Here is a 15,732-nt window from a genome sequence, read left to right on the forward strand (position 1 = left end):
CTCAAGACGGTGTCGAGGAAACAGATAGGCCTTCGCCCGGTTCAAGGCCAATCAAACTCCCGTAATGCCTGGCCCACGGGTTCGTGAACGCTCCGCGCGGCCCGCACACCTCACGATTAGGTCACCGGGCCTTCAAGCCTATGGAAGCCGGGGCGGCGGCACACATATTGTGCGGCCAAACCCGGCGACGACCGGGACCCTGGAGACCTTTACGGCTTGGATGGACGGCATGACGGCGAATGACCCGGACGCTTCCGGCAGCAGACGGATGCGTGTGATGCGACGACGGCGCTGGGCTTTCCTCGGACTGGTCGGCGCGACCTGCCTGGCGCTGTTCGCCTGGATGACGCGGCTGCTCGGCGCCGACGGGATCGACGGCCTGGATATCGCCATGCTGGCGCTCTACGCCGGCACGCTGCCCTGGGTGATCATCGGGTTGTGGAACGCGGTGATCGGTGTCGCGCTCCTGCATCTGCGCCGCGACTGGCTGGCCGCGGTCCTGCCGCTGGACGGGCTGGAGGACGAGACCTCCGCCGTCACCGCGCCGACCGCCATCGTCATGCCGGTGTTCAACGAGGATCCGAGCCGGGTGTTCCGCCATCTGCGGGTCGTGGAGACCTCGCTCGCCCGCACCGGCCAGGACGACGCCTTCGAGATCTTCCTGCTGTCCGACACCACCGATCCGGAGATCGCCGCCGAGGAGCAGCGCCGCTTCGCCGCCTGGCGGGCGGTCTCGGCACGGCCCGCGCGCATCCACTACCGCCGCCGCGCCGACAACACCCGTCAGAAGGTCGGCAACATCGAGGAGTTCTGCGCCACCTGGGGCGACCGGTTCGAGCACATGATCGTGCTCGACGCCGACAGCCTGATGAGCGGCGAGGCGATCCTGCGGCTTGTCCGGCTGATGCAGCGCAACCCGTCGCTCGGAATCCTGCAGACCCTCGCCGTCGGCCTGCCGTCCTCCAGCGCCTTCGCCCGGATCTTCCAGTTCGGCATGCGTCACGGCATGCGCGCCTACACCACCGGCAGCGCGTGGTGGCAGGGCGACAGCGGGCCCTACTGGGGCCACAACGCGATCCTCCGTCTGGCGCCGTTCCGGACCCATTGCCATCTGCCGCGCCTCAGGGGCACCCCGCCACTGGGCGGCGAGATCCTCAGTCACGACCAGGTCGAGGCGGCGCTGATGCGGGCGGCCGGCTACGAGGTGCGGGTGCTGCCGGTGGAGGGCGGCTCCTACGAGGAGAATCCGCCGAGCGTGCTCGATTTCATCAAGCGCGACCTGCGTTGGTGCCAGGGCAACCTGCAGTATTTCAAGCTGATCGGCTGGCCGGTCTGGCGGCCGCTGGGGCGGGTGCAGCTGGCGCTGGCGATCCTGATGTACCTGTCGGCGCCGATGTGGCTCGGCTTCATCGCGCTCGGCATGACCCGGCTGTTCGCCGGCGGCCTCGATCCGGCCAGCTCCCTGGCCTTCTCCGAGGCGTTGTGGTCGGCGGTGCAGTGGAACGAGGGCGTCGCCCTGTTCGCCACCATGATGACCATCACCTTCGCGCCGAAGATCATGGGCGTGCTCGACATCCTGCTGTCCGCCGCCAAACGCAAGCGCTACGGCGGCGGGCCGCGCATTCTGGCGGGGGCGGCGCTCGAGCTGGTCTTCGGCATGCTGGTCGCGCCGGCGGTGGCGGTGGCCCAGACGATCTTCATCGGCGGGCTGATGATCGGCCGGCGCATCACCTGGAACGCCCAGATGCGCGACCCGCGCGAAGTGCGTTGGGGTCAGGCGCTGTCCACCCTGTGGCCGCAGACCCTGATCGGTCTCGCCATGGCGGCGGGGCTGGCGCTCTACGCGCCGTCGATGCTGCCCTGGGCCGCCCCCATCGTGCTGGCCTGGCTGCTGGCCGTCCCGTTCGCGGTCGGCTCGGCGGCGCCGGCGCTCGGGCGCATGCTGCAGCGCTGGCGGCTCTGCGCCGTGCCGGAGGAGTTCGACACCCCGCCGGAGATCGCCGCCGCCCTGGCGCCGGCGGATCAGGACATCATCGAGATCCTGCCGGCCGGCGGCCCGGTCGCCCCGGCCTTGGCCAACCGCGTGCCGGTGCCGCTGAAGCCGGAGAGTTGACGCGGGCGCCGCGCTGGCGTTGGTTCGACACATGGACCTTCACACTCCCCGCTGGATCGACTGGGAACACCTGACCACCGCCGACCTCGCCGACGGCGTGCCGGACCGCGCGGTCGCGCTGCTGCCGGTGGCGGCGGTGGAGCAGCACGGCCCGCACCTGCCGCTCGGCACCGACGCGATCCTGACCGACGCGGTGGTCGCCGCCGCCCGCGCCAAGGGAGCGACGGCCGCGACCGTGCTGCGCCTGCCGACCCAGCGCGTCGGCCTCAGCCCGGAGCATCTGGCGTTTCCCGGCACCCTGTCCCTGGAGGCGGAGACGGTGATCGCCGCCTGGACCGCCATCGGCGCCTCGGCCGCGCGGGCGGGACTGCGCAAGCTGGTGATCCTGAACGGCCATGGCGGCCAGACCGGGCTGGTCGACGTGGTCGCCACGAGGCTGCGGGTCGACCACGGGCTGACGGTGGCGCGCGCGACCACCTTCCGGCTGCTGGGCGACGCGGTCGATCTCGGCGCGGAGGAGGAACGCTACGGTCTGCATGGCGGCATGCTGGAGACCTCGATGATGCTGGCCGCCGCCCCCGAGCTGGTGCGACAGGCGGCGATGGCCGACTTTGCCTCGCGCGCCCAGGCATGGGAGAAGGACTTCGCCGCGCTGGAGGGGGAGGGGTCGACGGGCCTCGGCTGGATGGCCCAGGACCTGAACCCGGCCGGGGTGACCGGCAACGCGGCGGCCGCGACGGCGGAGCTGGGGCATCGCATCATCGACGCGATGGCCACCCGGCTCGCCGCGGTGATCGAGGATCTGTCAGGGTTCGGGGGACTGGCGTGAGCATTACCTGGGAGACGGTCCGCGAGACCATGTTGCATGCCCGCGAGGTGCGCCGGCTGGACGGCGACGCGCGGCCGCTGATCGCCGAGATCGGCCGGATGCGCGAGGAGGGCTCCGACATTCCGGGCTGTCCGGCGCTGCTCGACCTGGTGGAGGCGGCGGCGCGCGGGCGGGTCGCGATCGGTCAGAGCGGCCAGACCCTGGACGGCCGCATCGCCACTGCGCGCGGCCATTCCCACTACGTGAACGGGCCGGAGGCGTTGGACCATCTGCACCGGCTGCGCGCCCTGGTCGACGTGGTGATCGTGGGGGCGGGGACCCTGCGGACGGACGATCCGTCGCTGACCGTACGGCGCTGCGCCGGCGAGAACCCGACCCGGGTTGTGCTGTCCGGCAACGGCAGCGTGCCGCAGGACCGCAAGCTGTTCACCGACGAGGCGGCGCCGACCATGGTCACCGGCGTCGACCTGCCCTGCGAGCCCGACGAGAACGGCCTCGTCGATCCCTGCGGCGTGCTCGACAGCCTGTCCGCCATCGGCCACGACGTGGTGCTGGTGGAGGGCGGGGCGGCGACCCTGTCGCATTTCGTGCGGGCGGGGTGCCTCGACCGGCTGCATGTGATGGTGGCGCCGATCATCCTGGGCTCCGGCCGCCAGGGCTTTCTGCTGGAGGAGGTGGAGACGATGGACGAGGCGCTGCGCTTCTCAAGCGCGCGGTATCCGCTGGGGGCGGACACGTTGTTCGACCTGGTGCCGCAGCGGTAGGGCACACTCTCTCACCCGCACACTCCCGTCCCGGATTTAATCCGGGATTATTCCGGGGCCCACCCTTCGGTTTGCTCCAACGCCTCAGTACCGGCGGAGACGTACGGTCGCTCCCAACCGTAGGCCCCGGAATAAATCCGGGGCGTGATTAGAAGGAAAGAGAGGGAGGGTTTCTCCCTCAGCTCTCCGTTCCCGGTTCCACGATCAGGCGGCAGCAACCGTCCTGACCCGGTTGCCAGGTGCGGCCCTTGAAGACGAAGCCGGCGGTTTCGAACAGGCCGCCATCGATCCGGCCCGCCGCCCGGCAGAGCCGTTCCACATCCTCTTGCGACCGTCCGTCGGCGACCCAGAAATCCTTCAGCGGACACCGGTGGAACTGGATCTCGATCCGCTCGTCGCTGCGTTCGATCACCTCGGGCGCGAACATCGCGTCTCGGCCGGGAATGCCGCCCAGGAAGGCGTCGCACAGGCCGACCGTATCGGCCGGCCCGTACGCCGTGAAATGCGCGCCCATATCCGTGCCCAGCCGGCGGGTCGCCTCGCCCAGGAGATCGACCGCCTCCTCGGCGCCGAACTTCTCCTTGAGCACGTCGAAGATGTGGCCATAGGCGGAGGCGCGCATGTTCACCGCCGCCCTGAGCTGCTCCAGCGTTACCTCTTCGGCCATGGTCCTCTCCCCCTTACGCCTTCAGCATGATCTTACCGATATGCTTGCTCGACTCCATCAGCGCGTGCGCCTCGGCCGCCTGCTTGAGCGGGAAGGTCTTGTACATGATCGGCTTCACCGTGCGGGCGGCCAACAGCGGCCAGACCTTTTCCTCGAGCTGCCGGGCGATCGCCGCCTTCTGGGCCACCGTGCGCGGCCGCAGGGTCGAGCCGGTGATGGTCAGGCGGTTGGTCATCACCTTCAGGAAGTTGAAGCCGTCGACCTGCGGCGGCTGCAGGAAGGCGATCTGCACCAGCCGGCCCTCCAGCTTCAGGCTGTCCACGTTCTTCTGGATATACGGCCCGCCGACCATGTCGAGAATGACATCGGCGCCGCCGGCCTCCTTCAGGACCGCCTGGAAATCCTCCTCGCGGTAGTTGATCGCTCGGTCGGCGCCGAGATCGGTGCAGACCTTGCACTTCTCGGCCGACCCGGCGGTGGCGTAGACCGTCGCGCCGAAATGATGGGCGAGCTGGATCGCCGTCGTGCCGATTCCCGACGAGCCGCCGTGAATGAGAATGGTCTCGCCCTTCTGCAGGCGGCCGCGCTCGAACACGTTGGTCCAGACCGTGTAGTAGTTCTCCGGAATCGCCGCGGCCTCCTCCAGGGAGTAGCCCTCGGGGATCGGCGAGCAGGTGTCCGACGCCGCCGTGCAGTACTCGGCATAGCCGCCGCCCGGCACCAGGGCGCAGACCTGATCGCCGACCTTCCAGCGGGTCACGTCCGGGGCGATCGACACCACCTCGCCGGCGATCTCCAGGCCCGGAATGTCGGAGGCGCCCGGCGGCGGCGGATAGCCGCCCGAGCGCTGGATGCAGTCCGGCCGGTTCACCCCGGCATAGGCGACCTTCACCAGGACCTCGCCGGCCTTGGGCGCGGGCACGTCGCGGGTGGTCGGCTTCAGCACCTCGGGCGGGCCGCCCGCGCCTTCGATCTCGATCGCCGTCATCGTCGCCGGAATGTCGGTCATGGTTTCCTCCCTGTTGGTCGAGGCTCCTTCCTAGACCATGCGGCGGCCGCTTGGAATTGCCCGCTTGGAAATGGCGGAAAACAGAGCACGCGTGCATTCGGCGAACGGCTGCGCGCGCAATGCGCAGGATTGACGCCCGTTTACCATCTTGACTCTCAAGAGCCCCCGTTTCGACACTTGGCGTCCAATCAGCGATCCGGGATCACCGGACGTACATGCTCAAAAGAGCCGGAGGAAACGTCATGAAATCAACCAAGGTCGCCCGTCGGGCGGCGGTGTCCGCGCTTGGCGCGGCCGCACTCGCCCTACCGCTTCTGTCCCTGATGCCGGCGACGGCACAGGCCGCAGATCCGATCCGGATCGGCGTGATCTACGACTTCACCGGGCCGTTCGCGGCCGGTGGCTCGACGGCGGCTGCCGTCGGCAACGAGATCGCCGTGGAGCTCATCAACGAGCAGGGGGGTGTCGAGGGCCACAAGATCGAGACCATCGTCGCCGACGCCCAGTCCAAGGCCGAGGTGGCGATCAACGAGGCTACCCGCCTGCTCGATCAGGAGAATGTCGACCTGATCATGGGCGTGTTCTCCTCCGCCCATTGCGTGCCGATGGCCCAGAAGGTCGACGCGCAGCAGAAGTTCATGTGGGCGAACGTCTGCGTGTCGTCGGCGGTGTTCAAGGACAAGAACCTGAAATACGTGTTCCGCGGCCAGGTCCACTCGGACCAGTTCGGCTGGGCGTCCTGCACCTTCCTCCAGGAGTATGCGGAGAAGAAGCTCGGCATGAAGCCGTCGGACCTGAAGGTCGCGATCATCTATGAGGACGGCCCGTACGGTTCCGGCGTCGCCTCGGGCAACGAGGAGACCTGCAAGGGCTACGGCATGGACGTGACCCTGAAGGAGGGCTACTCTGCTACCGCCCCCGACCTGTCCAGCCTGATCACCAAGCTGCGCCGGGCCCGGGCCGATGTGATCCTGCACACCGGCTACAACCCGGACATCACGCTGTTCCTGCGCCAGGCCAAGGAGCAGGGCCTGAAGTGGAAGGCGCTGATCGGCCACGGTGCCGGCTACGGCCAGATCGACAAGCTGACCGAGGCCTTCGGCGAGGACGCCAACTACATCTACAACACCGACCCGGTGGCGGCGCAGCTTCTCGATCCGTCGACCCTGGCGCCCGGCCTCGGCGATCTGACGGCTGAGATGGTGAAGCGCTACAAGGAGAAGACAGGGGCCAACGAAGTGCCGCCGCACACCTCCATGGGCTTCAACCAGGCCTGGATCTTCTTCAGCGACGTGCTGCCGCGCGCGATCAAGGAGTATGGCGGCTACGATCCGGAATCCCTGCGCAAGGCCGCGCTGGACACCGACATTCCGGTGGGCGGCACGGTTCAGGGCTATGGCGTGAAGTTCAACCCGCCGGGCCACAAGATGGCCGGACAGAACGAGCGCTCGTCGCCGGTCGTCATGCAGTACGTGGACGGCGCGACCAAGATCGTCTGGCCGACCGCGATCCAGACCATGGACCCGGTGCTTCCGCTGCCGGACGGCCACACCTACGCGCGCTGACGCCGGTTTAGGCGTTCAGAGATCGGTCACGTCGGCACAAGGGGTTTCGGCGATGGGAGAGATGTTGCAGGTCCGCGGCCTGACCAAGAAGTTCGGCGGCTTCACCGCCGTCAACGAGGTCGCGTTCGATCTTGACGAGGGCGAGATCCTCGGCCTGATCGGACCGAACGGCTCGGGCAAGAGCACCACCTTCAACCTGATCGCCGGGGCGCTGCCGCCGACCGCCGGTACCATCACCCTGGAAGGACGGGACATCACCGGTCTCGTCCCCACCAGGGTGTGCCACAAGGGCGTGGCGCGGACCTATCAGATCCCGCGCCCGTTCCGAAAACTGACCATCCTGGAGAACGTGGCGCTCGCCGCGTATTTCGGCGCCGACGGCTCGATCTCCCGCGAGGAGGCGTGGCGCCGGGCCGAGGACGCGCTTGATCTCACCCAGCTCCCGGTGGACGGCCGCGCCCGGGTCGACGGGCTGGGGGCAGCGGGCTTGAAGAAGCTCGAGTTGGCCCGGGCGCTGGCCACCCAACCGCGCCTTCTCCTCGCCGACGAGAGCCTGGGTGGCCTCGACGAGAAGGAGATGGACCAGGCGGCCGACATGCTGAGCCATATCCGCGAGCAGCGGGGCATCACCATCATCTGGGTCGAGCACATCATGGGCGTGCTGATGCGCGTGGTCGACCGCTGCATCGTGCTGGATCACGGCGAGATCATCGCCGCCGGTCTGCCGCACGAAGTGGCCCACGATCCAAAGGTGGTCGAGGTCTATCTCGGCACCGACGCGGAGGCCGTGCAGACCCAGGTAGGCGGCCAGGCGTCCGCTGAAACAGTCGGCGCGTGACGGGGGACGGCATGCTTGAATTGAAGAACGTTTCCGCCGGTTACGGCACCTTCCAGGCGCTGTTCGACGTCAGCCTGGAGGTCCGCGCCGGCGAGGCGGTGGCGGTGATCGGCCCGAACGGGGCCGGCAAGACCTCGCTGCTGCGGGTGATCTCCAAGGTCATCGACCTGAACGGCGGCGAGATCGCCATGGAGGGGGTGTCGCTGAACGACGTCCCCGCCCACAAGATCATCGAGATGGGCATCGCCCACGTGCCGGAGCACCGGCGCCTGTTCCCCCGGCTGACGGTCGAGGAGAACCTGAAGATGGGCGGCTTCATCGCGTCGGCCCGATCACATTTCGACGAGCGGCTCGCCTATGTCTACGAGCTGTTCCCGCGCATGAAGGAACGGCGCCACCAGCTCGCCGGCACCATGTCCGGCGGCGAGCAGCAGATGTGCGCCATCGGCCGCGGCCTGATGTCGGGGCCGAAGCTGCTGCTGCTGGACGAGCCGTCGGCCGGTCTCGCGCCGGTGATCGTGCAGCAGGTGTTCGACCTGGTCCGGCGCATCCGCGAAGAGGGCTACACCGTGCTGATCGTCGAGCAGAACATCCAGCAGGTCCTCAAGGTGGTGGACCGCGCCTACCTGCTCGAGGTCGGCCAGATCAAGATGAGCGGATCGTCCCGGGAGCTCCTGGAGAACGACGACGTCCGCCGCGCCTATATCGGCCTCTGAAGGAGACGCCCCGTGGATTTTCCGCTCACCGACCCGTTCTTCTGGGAGACCGTCATCCAGGGCCTGCTGTTCGGCGGCGTTCTGGCCCTGCTGTCCCTCGGCCTCAACATCATCTTCGGCGTCATCGACGTGGTGTGGATCTGCTACGCCGAGCTGATCATGCTCGGCATGTACACGATCTACTTCCTGTACAGCGACTACGGGGTGCCGTTGCCCCTGGCCATGCTGGCCGGGATCCTTGTGGTGGCCCTGCTGGGCGCGGCGCTGCACTACTTCATCATCCGTCCGATCCTGCATACCGAGCCGATCAACCAGCTTCTGGTGACCGGCGGCGTGCTGTTCTTCCTGCAGGGCTTCGCCACGCTCGCCTTCTCCGTCGAGTTCCGCAACCTGGGCGTCTCCTTCGGCAGCATCGAGGCGGGGGACATGTACATCCCCACCACCCGCCTGCTGGCCTTCATCGTCAGTCTGGTGGCGGTGGTCGGCCTGTGGCTGTTCCTGAAGCGCACCTATCTCGGCACCGCGATCCGCGCCATCAGCCAGGACCGGGACGTGATGCCGCTGATGGGGGTGAGCCCGGGCAAGATCTATCTGGTGACGTCGGCCCTGGGGGGCGGGCTCGCCGGGCTCGGCGCCTGCCTGCTGGTGCTGCTCTACGACATCCATCCGGCGATCGGACTGACCTTCGGGCCGATCACCTTCATGGTCTGCGTCATGGGCGGGCTCGGCAACATGATCGGCGGGTTCATCGCCGCCTTCATCTTCGCCGAGTTCATCGCGCTCGGCGGGTTCTACGCCGAGATCGAGTGGGGCTACGTGATCGCCTTCGCCTTCTTCATCGTCATGATGTTCATCCGCCCGCAGGGCATTCTCGGATCGAAGAGCTGAGGAGGCGGCCATGAACATTCCCATGATCATCAAGGCGGTCGGCTTCCTCGCCGTCCTGTCCATCCCCGCGCTGGGCTTCAGCGACTACGTCCTGCACATCGCCATCTCGGCGCTGCTCTGGGGCTTCATCTATACCGGCTGGTCGGTGATGGGCCGGTTCGGGCTGGTGTCGCTGGGCCATGGCGCCTTCATGGGCATCGGCGCCTATATGGTCACCATGCTGTGGAACCATGCCGGCATCACGCCGTGGATCGGTATCCCGGTGGCCGTGGTGGTCTCCATGGCGGTCGGCTTCATGATCGGCTTCCCCTGCTTCCGCTTCCGCATCACCGGGCATTACTTCGCCCTGGTGACCCTGGCCCTGTCGGAGGTGGTGCGGCTGCTCATCGTGGCCCTGCGCGACTACACCGGCGGGTCGCTCGGCGTGACCCCGGACAGCGTGATCTCCGCCGACACGCCGAACTCGTTCATCGCCATGCAGTTCTCCGACAAGGTGACCTGGTTCTACATCGTGGTCGCGGTCTGGGTGGTTGGCCTGCTGGTCTGGCGGGCGGTGGATCGGTCGATGATCCGCTACGCCATGGAGGCGGTTAGCCAGGAGGAGGACGCGGCCGCCTCGCTCGGCGTGCACGTTACCCGCACCAAGCTGATCGTCACCATGATCTCCGCCGGCATGACGGCGGTGGGCGGGGCGATCTACGGCCAGTACCAGCTCTACATCAACCCGGAGACCACCTCGGGCATCGCCATCTCCCTGCAGATCGTCTTCGCCGCCATCGCCGGCGGCATGTTCGTGCAGCTCGGCCCCACAGTCGGGGCGGTTATCACATTGCTCCTGACCGAAGGGCTGCGCCAGACTGTGGGCCATGACGTCCACGGTCTCGACGTCATGATCTACGGGGCGATGCTGGTGCTGTTCATCATCTACATGCCGCGCGGGGTGCTCGGGCGGGTGATCGAGGTGTTCGAGAACAGAACCGGCGGCACCTCCGGCCCCACCACGCAACCGAGGCCGCAGCCGGGGGAATAGTGTCCGACGCCGCATCGCAGAGCCTGCCCGCCCACGCGCCGTCCCTGTGGGCGGCGACCGCACCCCCGCCGCCGCAGACCGCCGAGCTTCGGGAGTCCCTGAAAGCCGACGTGGTGATCGTCGGCGGCGGCGTCACCGGCCTGTCGGCGGCGCTGCACATGGCCGAGCGCGGCATCTCCGCGGTGGTGCTGGAGGCGGCACGGGCCGGCTTCGGCGGCTCCGGGCGCAACAGCGGCCATATCATTCCCACGCTCGCCGCCGGCGATCCGGACGCGCTGGTGGCGAAGTTCGGCCCGGACGCGGGCGAGCGGATGGTCGCCTTCCTGCGGGACAGCGCATCCCTGACCTTCGATCTGATCCGGAAATACGGGATCGACTGCGATGCGGTGCAGAACGGCTGGGCCCAGCCGGCGCACCGGGCCTCGCGCATGAAGCTGCTGGAAAAGCGCTACGGCGAATGGACCCGGCGCCAGGCCCGGGCCGAGCTGCTGGACTCGGGCGAGATCGCCGCCAAGCTCGGCACCGACATCTATCACGGCGCCCTGTTCATCGAGTCCGGCGGCCATGTGAACCCGCTGGCCCTGGCCCAGGGCCTCGCCAAGGCGGCGATGGAGCAGGGCGCGAAGGTGTTCACGGGCTCCCCGGCGCTGACCGTCACCCGCGAGGGCAGCGCCTGGCGGGTGACCACGCCCCAGGGGCAGGTAACCGCCGACCGGCTGGTGGTGGCGACCAACGCCTATACCGGCGCACTGATCCCGGCCCTGGCCAAGACCCTGGTGCGGATCATCAACTACCAGGTCTCGACCCATCCGATGGCGGCCGACATCGCCGCCAGCGTGATCCCCAGCGACATCTCCTCGTCGGACACGCGGCGCGATCTGTATCCGTTCCGCAAGGACCGGGCGGGTCGGCTGGTCACCGGCGCGACCCTGGCCCTGCCGCTGAACATGGATTCCCGTATCCGCCCCTGGATCGCCGAGCGCATCGGCAACGCCTTTCCGCAGATCCGGGACCGGCGGCTGGACTATGTCTGGAACGGCCGCATCGCCATGACCCCGAACCGGCTGCCCCGGGTACATTCGATCGGTCCCGGCGCGATTTCGCCGATCGCCTATAACGGCCGAGGCATGGCGCTGGGCATCGCCATGGGCAAGGAACTGGCCGACTGGGCCCAGGGCAAGCCGGAAGACGCGCTGGGCCTGCCGAAGATGGAGATCGAGCCGATGCCCTTCGTCAGTTCGCTCGGCCGTCTCGCCCAGGCCGCGCTGGTCCGCTACCGGCAGCTCGACCAGCGGGACTGAACCCGTATTCAGCCGCTTCGGTTGACCTCTCCCGGATCTGTGCTGTGATAGGCGCACGGTCGCTCGCAACCGGCGGGCGATCAAAGCCATCAATTTGAAACGGGAGAGTTTTCACGATGAAAACCAGAACCGCCGCGTTTGCCCTGGCGTTGAGCCTTTCCGCCGGCACCGCCTATGCGAGCTGCGATACCGTCACATTCTCCGATGTCGGCTGGACCGACATCACCGCCACCACGGCCGCCACCACGGAGGTGCTGGAGGCGCTGGGTTACGAGACCGACATCAAGGTCCTGTCCGTGCCGGTGACCTATACCTCCATGGCCCAGGGCGATATCGACGTGTTCCTCGGCAACTGGATGCCGACCATGGAAGGCGACATCGCGCCGTATCGCGAGAAGGGCACCGTCGACACGGTGCGCGAGAACCTGGAAGAGGCGAAATATACTCTGGCGACCAACGCCGCCGGCGCCAAGCTCGGCATCAAGAGCTTCGCCGACATCGCCAAGCATGCCGACGCCCTGGACGAGACGATCTACGGCATCGAGCCGGGCAATGACGGCAACCGCCTGATCCTCGACATGATCGAGAAGGACGCCTTCGGCCTGAAGGGTTTCGACGTCAAGGAGAGCTCCGAGCAGGGCATGCTGGCCCAGGTGGCCCGGGCCGACCAGCGCGGCGAGCCGGTGGTGTTCCTCGGCTGGGAGCCGCACCCGATGAACGCCAATTTCGAGCTGACCTACCTGACCGGCGGCGACGACTATTTCGGCCCGGACCTGGGCGGCGCGACCGTCTACACCAACACCCGCGCCGGCTATGTCGCCGAGTGCGAGAATGTTGGCGCGCTGCTGAAGAACCTGAAGTTCACGCTGGCCATGGAGAACGAGATCATGGCCTCGATCCTGGACGAGGGTATGGACCCGGACGAGGCCGCGACCGCCTGGATGAAGGCCAACCCGGACATGGTCATGGGCTGGCTCGACGGCGTGACCACCAAGGACGGCGGCGACGCCCAGGCGGCGGTCAAATCGGCCCTCGGGCTCTGAGCGACAACGCGTATGGGGAGGGGCTTCGCGCCCCTCCCGGTCGTTATGACTGACGGGCGGGGGATGCCATGGAGTGGTTGACCGAGACCAAGATCCCGGTCGGCCGGACGGCGGGTGAGCTGTTCGACTGGCTGCAGACCAATGGCGGCTGGTTCTTCTGGACCCTGTCCGACGCGCTGGAATGGATGATCGACGCGATCCTGCTGGTGCTGCAATGGCCGCATCCGCTGGCGATCGTCGCCGTCTTCGCCGGGCTGACCTACGCGCTGCAGCGTAACTGGAAGACCACCGCCTTCATCGTGGTGGGCTTCCTGTTCATCCTGAACCAGGGCTATTGGGAGGAGACCACGGAATCCCTGACCCTGGTGCTGTCGGCCTGCGTGGTCTGCATGGGGGTGGGGGTGCCGATCGGCATCGCCGTCGCCCACCGCCCGCGGCTCTACCGGGTAATGCGCCCGGTGCTCGACCTGATGCAGACCCTGCCGACTTTCGTTTATCTGATCCCGGCCATCGTGTTCTTCGGCATCGGCATGGTGCCGGGCCTGATCGCCACGGTGATCTTCGTCGTGCCGGCGCCGATCCGGCTGACCCATCTGGGCGTCGTCTCCACCCCGACCCACCTGCTGGAGGCGGCGGAGGCGTTCGGCGCCACGCCCTCGCAGAAGCTGTGGAAGGTGGAGCTGCCCTACGCCTTCCCGCAGATCATGGCCGGGCTGAACCAGACCATCATGCTGTCCCTGTCCATGGTGGTGATCGCCGCCCTGGTCGGCGCCGACGGGCTCGGCGTGCCGGTGGTTCGGGCGCTGAACCAGGTCAACACCGCGCTCGGCTTCGAGAGCGGCTTCATCATCGTCGTGGTCGCCATCATGCTCGATCGCATGCTGCGGGTGACCAAGGAATGAGCGCCGCAACGGGAGTCGCCGTCGAGTTCCGCAACGTCTCCATCGTCTTCGGCGAGACCCCGCAGACCGCCCTGCCGCTGATGGATGCGGGGCAGTCGCGTGGCGAGATCCAGTCGGAGACCGGGCAGATTCTGGGCGTGCACGACTGCTCGCTGTCGGTGGCCGAGGGCGAGATCCTGGTGCTGATGGGCCTGTCCGGCTCCGGCAAGTCGACCCTGCTGCGGGCGGTGAACGCGCTGAACCCGGTGACGCGGGGCTGCGTCATGGTCAATGACGGCGACGGGATGGTGAACATCTCCGAGGCGGATCCGGCCACCCTGCGCCGGCTGCGGCAGAACCGGGTCGCCATGGTGTTCCAGCAGTTCGGCCTGCTGCCCTGGCGCAGCGTGGCCGAGAATGTCGGCCTCGGCCTGGAGCTGGCCGGCATGGCGGCGAAGGAGCGGGCCGAGCAGGTAGCCGAGCAACTCGCGCTGGTGGGGTTGTCCGACTGGGCGGACCGCAAGGTGGCGGAGCTGTCCGGCGGCATGCAGCAGCGCGTGGGCCTCGCCCGGGCTTTCGCCACCAAGGCGCCGATTCTACTGATGGACGAGCCGTTCTCGGCTCTGGACCCGCTGATCCGCACTCATTTGCAGAACGAGCTGCTCGACCTGCAGAAGAGCCTGAAGCGCACGATCGTCTTCGTCAGCCACGACCTGGACGAGGCGTTCAAGCTCGGCGACCGGATCGCGATCATGGACGGTGGGCGGATCGTCCAATGCGGAACACCACGCGAGATTTATTCAGATCCGTCAAATGATTACGTGGCGGAGTTCGTGCACAACATGAATCCTCTCGGCGTGCTGACGGCGGGGGACGTGATGGTTCCGGCGACGGGTACGCTCTCCGAGGTGAGCGTGGAGCGCGACACCGAGATCGAGGACGTCATGGAGTGCATCCTGCGCGGCCCGAACCCGGTCGTGGTTCGTGACGGGGATGAGACGGTGGGGATGGTGACCCGGGACTCGCTGCTCGCGCGGCTGGTGTCGCTGGGCGAGGGGAAGGGGTAGGGCGCTTGCCCCTTCCGCCCCACTCTCCGGACCTGTTCCGGGGCCCACGCCGGGGAATACCAAGGCTTCCGTGAGTTTTCGCCAGAGTTGGGTCACGCCGCCCCGTCGGTCCCAGAACAGGTCCGGGAAGTGTTCCTAATTGGGGACGGGGGAACGGTAATTGGCGAACCCTCCCCCGTCTTCCCGGCCTTGCGCCGGGATCCAGGGCTTCTTGTGCTGGAGCGCCGACGATAGATCTGTGCCGTTCCAGTGAGCGTCACCCTCGGTCCCGGCGCAAGGCCGGGAAAACGGGAGGTGGAACGGGGGACCAGGAAACCCCTATGTCAGCCCCATCAGCCGGTCGATCTCGCCGGACTCCGGGCCGTCGGGTCTGCCGCGGAAGACCACGCGGCCGCGGCTCATCACCAGCACCGTGTCGGCCAGCGCCTTGGCGAAATCCAGATACTGCTCCACCAGCAGGATCGCCATGTCGCCGCGCTCGCGCAGGATCTCGATGGCGCGACCGATGTCCTTGATGATCGACGGCTGAATGCCCTCCGTCGGCTCGTCCAGGATCAGCAGCTTCGGCTTGGTCACCAGGGCCCGCGCGATGGCGAGCTGCTGCTGCTGACCGCCGGACAGGTCGCCGCCACGCCGGTCCAGCATGGTCTTCAGTACCGGAAACAGCTCGAAGATCTCGTCGGGCACCTTGCGCTCGCTCGAGGGCAGGCAGGCATAGCCGGTGTGCAGGTTCTCCTTCACCGTCAGCAGCGGGAAGATCTCGCGGCCCTGGGGCACATAGGCGATGCCGGAGCGGGCGCGCTCGAAGGAGGGCAGGGCGGTCAGGTCGGCGGCGCCCCAGGCCAGCGTGCCGCCGCTGACCGGATGGTGGCCGACGATGCCGCGCAGCAGGCTGGTCTTGCCCACACCGTTGCGGCCGAGCACGCAGGTCACCTTGCCCACTTCGGCCTGCAGGTCGATGCCCCAGAGGATCTGGGCGGCACCGTAATGCAGGGTGAGGTCCTTGATCGTCAGCATGTCT

The 15,732-nt window shown here is 67.7% G+C and carries 15 protein-coding genes; 12 read left to right on the top strand and 3 right to left on the bottom strand.

Translation table 11 applies throughout. The annotated features are described in order from the left end of the window. Positions 1 to 229 precede the first annotated feature (229 nt). Genes mdoH through G578_RS26120 form a run of 3 tightly spaced genes read left to right on the top strand, consistent with a single transcriptional unit; the run spans position 230 to position 3,706 of the window. The gene (gene mdoH / locus G578_RS26115; protein WP_084618934.1) at positions 230 to 2,113 is read left to right on the top strand and encodes a glucans biosynthesis glucosyltransferase MdoH; all 1,884 of its coding nucleotides are present in this window, start codon (positions 230 to 232) and stop codon (positions 2,111 to 2,113) included. Between the two features lie 31 nt (positions 2,114 to 2,144). Next, positions 2,145 to 2,942, top strand: a complete 798-nt coding sequence (locus G578_RS0112495; protein ID WP_028794521.1) for a creatininase family protein — start codon at positions 2,145 to 2,147, stop codon at positions 2,940 to 2,942. After that, a complete protein-coding gene (locus G578_RS26120) occupies positions 2,939 to 3,706 on the top strand; it encodes a RibD family protein (protein WP_051244716.1) in 768 nt (255 codons plus the stop codon). The genes G578_RS0112495 and G578_RS26120 overlap by 4 nt, the downstream gene beginning before the upstream one ends. A 178-nt stretch (positions 3,707 to 3,884) precedes the next feature. Here the strand turns inward: G578_RS26120 and G578_RS0112505 are convergent, their stop codons facing one another. Together G578_RS0112505 and G578_RS0112510 are read right to left on the bottom strand one after the other, a co-directional pair. Continuing rightward, positions 3,885 to 4,373 carry an L-2-amino-thiazoline-4-carboxylic acid hydrolase gene (locus G578_RS0112505; protein ID WP_028794522.1) on the bottom strand — a complete coding sequence of 163 codons (489 nt, stop codon included), beginning with the start codon at positions 4,371 to 4,373 and terminating at the stop codon, positions 3,885 to 3,887. A gap of 13 nt (positions 4,374 to 4,386) precedes the next feature. Beyond that, positions 4,387 to 5,382 (bottom strand): NAD(P)H-quinone oxidoreductase, encoded by a 996-nt coding sequence (locus G578_RS0112510; RefSeq protein WP_028794523.1) that lies wholly within the window; start codon positions 5,380 to 5,382, stop codon positions 4,387 to 4,389. Between the two features lie 242 nt (positions 5,383 to 5,624). On the opposite strand from G578_RS0112510, the gene G578_RS0112515 reads away from it, so the two are divergent. From G578_RS0112515 to choV, 9 genes are all read left to right on the top strand, one after another. Beyond that, on the top strand, positions 5,625 to 6,947 hold the full coding sequence (locus tag G578_RS0112515; protein ID WP_051244718.1) for an ABC transporter substrate-binding protein: 1,323 nt from the start codon (positions 5,625 to 5,627) through the stop codon (positions 6,945 to 6,947). A gap of 61 nt (positions 6,948 to 7,008) precedes the next feature. Continuing rightward, the gene (locus G578_RS26125; RefSeq protein WP_038014091.1) at positions 7,009 to 7,785 is read left to right on the top strand and encodes an ABC transporter ATP-binding protein; all 777 of its coding nucleotides are present in this window, start codon (positions 7,009 to 7,011) and stop codon (positions 7,783 to 7,785) included. A gap of 11 nt (positions 7,786 to 7,796) precedes the next feature. Next, positions 7,797 to 8,501: an ABC transporter ATP-binding protein gene (locus G578_RS0112525; RefSeq protein ID WP_028794525.1), complete on the top strand. Its 705-nt coding sequence runs from the start codon at positions 7,797 to 7,799 to the stop codon at positions 8,499 to 8,501. Positions 8,502 to 8,513: 12 nt separating this feature from the next. After that, the gene (locus tag G578_RS0112530; RefSeq protein ID WP_028794526.1) at positions 8,514 to 9,389 is read left to right on the top strand and encodes a branched-chain amino acid ABC transporter permease; all 876 of its coding nucleotides are present in this window, start codon (positions 8,514 to 8,516) and stop codon (positions 9,387 to 9,389) included. 10 nt (positions 9,390 to 9,399) lie between these two features. Continuing rightward, entirely contained in the window at positions 9,400 to 10,419 is a 1,020-nt protein-coding gene (locus G578_RS0112535; protein WP_051244721.1) for a branched-chain amino acid ABC transporter permease, read from the top strand. Then, positions 10,419 to 11,720, top strand: coding sequence for an NAD(P)/FAD-dependent oxidoreductase (locus G578_RS0112540; RefSeq protein ID WP_051244723.1), 1,302 nt, complete (start codon positions 10,419 to 10,421; stop codon positions 11,718 to 11,720). Before G578_RS0112535 ends, G578_RS0112540 begins: the two co-directional genes overlap by 1 nt. A 116-nt stretch (positions 11,721 to 11,836) precedes the next feature. Then, a complete protein-coding gene (gene choX / locus G578_RS0112545) occupies positions 11,837 to 12,763 on the top strand; it encodes a choline ABC transporter substrate-binding protein (protein ID WP_028794529.1) in 927 nt (308 codons plus the stop codon). Between the two features lie 68 nt (positions 12,764 to 12,831). After that, entirely contained in the window at positions 12,832 to 13,665 is an 834-nt protein-coding gene (gene choW, locus G578_RS0112550; RefSeq protein ID WP_028794530.1) for a choline ABC transporter permease subunit, read from the top strand. Continuing rightward, positions 13,662 to 14,711 (top strand): choline ABC transporter ATP-binding protein, encoded by a 1,050-nt coding sequence (gene choV, locus G578_RS0112555; protein ID WP_028794531.1) that lies wholly within the window; start codon positions 13,662 to 13,664, stop codon positions 14,709 to 14,711. The genes choW and choV overlap by 4 nt, the downstream gene beginning before the upstream one ends. Before the next feature lie 318 nt (positions 14,712 to 15,029). On the opposite strand, the gene urtE is transcribed toward choV, so the two are convergent. Then, on the bottom strand, positions 15,030 to 15,728 hold the full coding sequence (urtE, locus tag G578_RS0112560) for an urea ABC transporter ATP-binding subunit UrtE (protein WP_028794532.1): 699 nt from the start codon (positions 15,726 to 15,728) through the stop codon (positions 15,030 to 15,032). Between the last annotated feature and the right edge of the window lie 4 nt (positions 15,729 to 15,732).

This window comes from Thalassobaculum salexigens DSM 19539 (assembly GCF_000423805.1).
Taxonomy (GTDB): Bacteria; Pseudomonadota; Alphaproteobacteria; order Thalassobaculales; family Thalassobaculaceae; genus Thalassobaculum; species Thalassobaculum litoreum.

Excerpts from the sequence above, each read along its gene's own strand:
- choV (WP_028794531.1), top strand. The coding sequence starts at position 13,662 with ATGAGCGCCGCAACGGGAGTCGCCGTCGAGTTCCGCAACGTCTCCATC.
- G578_RS0112495 (WP_028794521.1), top strand. The coding sequence starts at position 2,145 with ATGGACCTTCACACTCCCCGCTGGATCGACTGGGAACACCTGACCACC.
- G578_RS0112510 (WP_028794523.1), bottom strand. The coding sequence starts at position 5,382 with ATGACCGACATTCCGGCGACGATGACGGCGATCGAGATCGAAGGCGCG.
- G578_RS26125 (WP_038014091.1), top strand. The coding sequence starts at position 7,009 with ATGTTGCAGGTCCGCGGCCTGACCAAGAAGTTCGGCGGCTTCACCGCC.
- choX (WP_028794529.1), top strand. The coding sequence starts at position 11,837 with ATGAAAACCAGAACCGCCGCGTTTGCCCTGGCGTTGAGCCTTTCCGCC.
- G578_RS0112515 (WP_051244718.1), top strand. The coding sequence starts at position 5,625 with ATGAAATCAACCAAGGTCGCCCGTCGGGCGGCGGTGTCCGCGCTTGGC.
- G578_RS0112505 (WP_028794522.1), bottom strand. The coding sequence starts at position 4,373 with ATGGCCGAAGAGGTAACGCTGGAGCAGCTCAGGGCGGCGGTGAACATG.
- urtE (WP_028794532.1), bottom strand. The coding sequence starts at position 15,728 with ATGCTGACGATCAAGGACCTCACCCTGCATTACGGTGCCGCCCAGATC.
- G578_RS0112525 (WP_028794525.1), top strand. The coding sequence starts at position 7,797 with ATGCTTGAATTGAAGAACGTTTCCGCCGGTTACGGCACCTTCCAGGCG.
- choW (WP_028794530.1), top strand. The coding sequence starts at position 12,832 with ATGGAGTGGTTGACCGAGACCAAGATCCCGGTCGGCCGGACGGCGGGT.
- G578_RS0112535 (WP_051244721.1), top strand. The coding sequence starts at position 9,400 with ATGAACATTCCCATGATCATCAAGGCGGTCGGCTTCCTCGCCGTCCTG.
- mdoH (WP_084618934.1), top strand. The coding sequence starts at position 230 with ATGACGGCGAATGACCCGGACGCTTCCGGCAGCAGACGGATGCGTGTG.